Source organism: Rathayibacter tanaceti (genome assembly GCF_001634385.1).
GTDB lineage: Bacteria > Actinomycetota > Actinomycetes > Actinomycetales > Microbacteriaceae > Rathayibacter > Rathayibacter tanaceti.
This window is the reverse complement of sequence record NZ_LIIN01000197.1, coordinates 1-3070: the sequence shown is the minus strand read 5'-3', so window position 1 is coordinate 3070 and position 3070 is coordinate 1. Positions and strand designations below refer to the sequence as shown.

Genomic DNA, 3070 nt, shown 5'->3' with positions numbered 1-3070 from the left:
AGGCCGCGGCGCGCTCGCTCGCGCGCCTCGATGCGGTCGTAGGCGCGGCGCTCGTTGCGGTCCGAGCGGAGGACGGCGCGCATCACGAACCAGAAGATCAGCCCGACCGTCACAGTCGGCAGGAGGGCCCACAGCCCCTGATTCCACAGCTCCCAGTCCATGGGGCGATCCTACCCGTGGCAGCAGGGAGGCCGCCCCTGGTCGGCGCCGCGGTGCGCGGAAGGCTTCGGCGTCCTGCTATCGGCTCTGGACCGATTTGTTCAGGGCCGCCGCATCGGCGTTCAACCCCTCGAGCTCGGAGCGCAGCGCGTCGTAGCCGGCGATGTCGGCGTCGATGGCAGCCCGGGTCGCATCGACGGCCCGGCCGCGCTCGAGCAGATCGGCACGCTCGGCCTCGAACTCGGCCGTCGAGCCGAAGTCGCCGCTGTCGGCCCGAGCATTGAAGGCATCGATCTCGACGTTGAGCGCGTCGTACTCGGCGTTGTTCGCGTCGACCCGCGCCGTCAGGTCTGTGTAGGCGCTCTCGATCCGGGCGACGAGATCGTCGATCCGGTTCTCGAGGCCGGTGAACACGGCCTCGTAGCGCGCGTTCAAGGCGACGACGGCGGAGCGGTCGTCGAAAAACTCCGCGTAGTGCTGCTCCAGCGCCGGCGGCAGATCGGCCACCTCCGTGCCCAGAATGGAGTGCAGCTCGTTGACCCGCTCGCCCAGCCCGCCCGTGCGGTAGAGCTCGAGCCGCTCCGCGATCGGACCGTCCTGCGGGAGGGTCGCGTACACGGCCTCGAGCTCGGCGCCCAGCGCTGCCTGCTCGGCGGAGTCGAGCCGCACCCACGCGGCGTGCAGCATCTCGTGGGCCGCGGTCACGTCGCGCACGCCGTCGAGGTCCGGGTTCGAGACGTCCGAGATGAAGATGTCGGTGCCGGTGTAACAGCCGAGCACGATGTCGTCGGACGCGCCGTAACCGCATCGATCGTTGAATCCAGTGGTCGGCTCGACCGAAGGACTCGACGCGTAGTAGAGGGCGCGGCCCCGCTGCGACATGCCGGTGCGCTCGGCGAAGCCGGCGATCGTGTCGTCGGGCGTGAACGCCTCCGCTGCCCGCCGGTCGGCCAGTGCGGTGCCGACATCGCCGGAGGAGGTGAGGACCGAGGCGGCGATCGAGGCACCGACACCGAACTGCGCGGCCGTGAGGATGCCCGCCGCGACGACCGCGACGACGCTCGATGCCCTGGCCATGTCTCTCCTCGCAGGCGGAGCCGCACGCGTGCGGCTCCTGCGACCCTACTTGACGAGCGGGAACAGGATCGTCTCGCGGATGCCGAGGCCGGTGACCGCCATCAGCAGGCGGTCGATGCCCATCCCCATCCCGCCGGTCGGGGGCATGCCGTGCTCGAGGGCGCGGAGGAAATCCTCGTCCAAGCGCATCGCCTCGTCGTCGCCCGCGGCGGCCTGGCGGGCCTGCTCGACGAAGCGCTCGCGCTGCACGACCGGGTCGACCAGCTCGGAGTATCCGGTCGCCAGCTCGAAGCCGCGGACATAGAGGTCCCACTTCTCCACGACGCCAGGGATGCTCCGGTGCGCGCGCACGAGCGGCGAGGTGTCGACGGGGAAGTCCATGACGAAGGTGGGGCGGCTGAGCGAGCCCTTCACGAAGTGCTCCCACAGCTCCTCGACGTACTTGCCGTGGGTGGGCACGTGCACCTCGACGCCCTCGCGAGCGGCGAGCGTCTCAAGCTCGACCAGCGGCGTCTCGGGAGTGATCGCAAGGCCCGCCGCGAGCGACAGGCTCTCGTACATCGAGATCCGGTCCCACTCGCCTCCCAGATCGAACTCGGTGCCGTCGGCCCACATGACGACATGCGAGCCGGCGACCGCCTGCGCAGCGTTCTGGACCAGCTCCTGCGTGAGATCAGCGATCGCGGTGTAGTCGCCGTACGCTGGTAGGCTCGAGCATGGCGAACTCGGGCGAGTGCGTGGAGTCGGCGCCCTCGTTGCGGAAATTGCGGTTGATCTCGAAGACCCGGTCGATGCCTCCGACGACCGCGCGCTTGAGAAAGAGCTCCGGCGCGATGCGGAGGTAGAGCTCGGCGTCGAACGCGTTCGAGCGGGTGGCGAACGGGCGGGCGGAGGCGCCGCCGTGCATCACCTGGAGCATGGGGGTCTCGACCTCGAGGAAGTCGTGGGCCGCGAAGGTGCTGCGGAGGGAGGCGTTCACCCGCGCGCGCGCCACGACGGTCTCGCGGGCCTGGGGTCGCACGATCAGGTCGAGGTAGCGCTGACGCATCCGGGTCTCGTCGCCCAGCTCGTTGTGCAGGTTCGGCAGCGGCAGGATCGCCTTCGCGGCGATCGTCCACTCCGACACCCAGACACTCAGCTCGCCGCGCTTGCTCGAGACGACCTCGCCCTCCACGAAGAGGTGGTCGCCCAGGTCGACGAGCTCCTTCCACGCCGCCAGCGACTCGTCACCGACGTCGCCGAGCGAGACCATCGCCTGGATCCGCTCGCCGTCGCCCGCCTGGAGCGTCGCGAAGCAGAGCTTGCCGGTGTTGCGCTGGAACACGACGCGTCCGGCGAGGCCGACGCGCTCGCCGGTCTTCACATCGGGCTCGATCCCCTCATGGCGGGCACGGACGGCGGCGATCGTGTCGGTGACTCCGACGGCGACGGGGTAAGCACCGCCGCCGAGGTCATCACCCGCGAGCTCGAGCAGACGCTCGCGCTTGGCGAGGCGGACGGCCTTCTGCTCGGACGCCTCACGGTCGGCGACCTGCTGCTCAGTGGGCGTCCGCTCGGCCTCGGGCTGCTCGGTCGGGGGCACGGGGGCGGCGGAGGTGTCGGCCATGGCGGATCGCGATGCTTTCGGTAGGAGACGGGCGGCCGGGATCAGTCGAGCAGGATCGGGCCGTTGTCGAGGAGGCGGGTGGTGCCGACGATCGCGGCGACGAGCACGAGGGCCGGACCGCGATGGTCGGCGTCGACCGGGAGGAGTGTCGCAGGGTTCACGACGACGAGGTAGTCCAGCTTAACAAGCGGTTCGGACTGCGCGACGGCCTCGGCCTCCTCGACCGCG

At 70.4% G+C, this 3070-nt stretch carries 2 protein-coding genes and 1 pseudogene; all 3 read right to left on the bottom strand.

Annotation, left to right across the window (positions count from 1 at the left end):
• Positions 1 to 237: 237 nt before the first annotated feature.
• Positions 238 to 1236, bottom strand: coding sequence for a hypothetical protein (locus tag ACH61_RS14690; RefSeq protein ID WP_068213472.1), 999 nt, complete (start codon positions 1234 to 1236; stop codon positions 238 to 240).
• Between the two features lie 45 nt (positions 1237 to 1281).
• Positions 1282 to 2842, bottom strand: a pseudogene (lysS, locus tag ACH61_RS14685) (lysine--tRNA ligase).
• Between the two features lie 41 nt (positions 2843 to 2883).
• A partial coding sequence (locus ACH61_RS14680; protein WP_201787620.1) for a pantoate--beta-alanine ligase occupies positions 2884 to 3070 on the bottom strand: 187 nt, incomplete at its 5' end.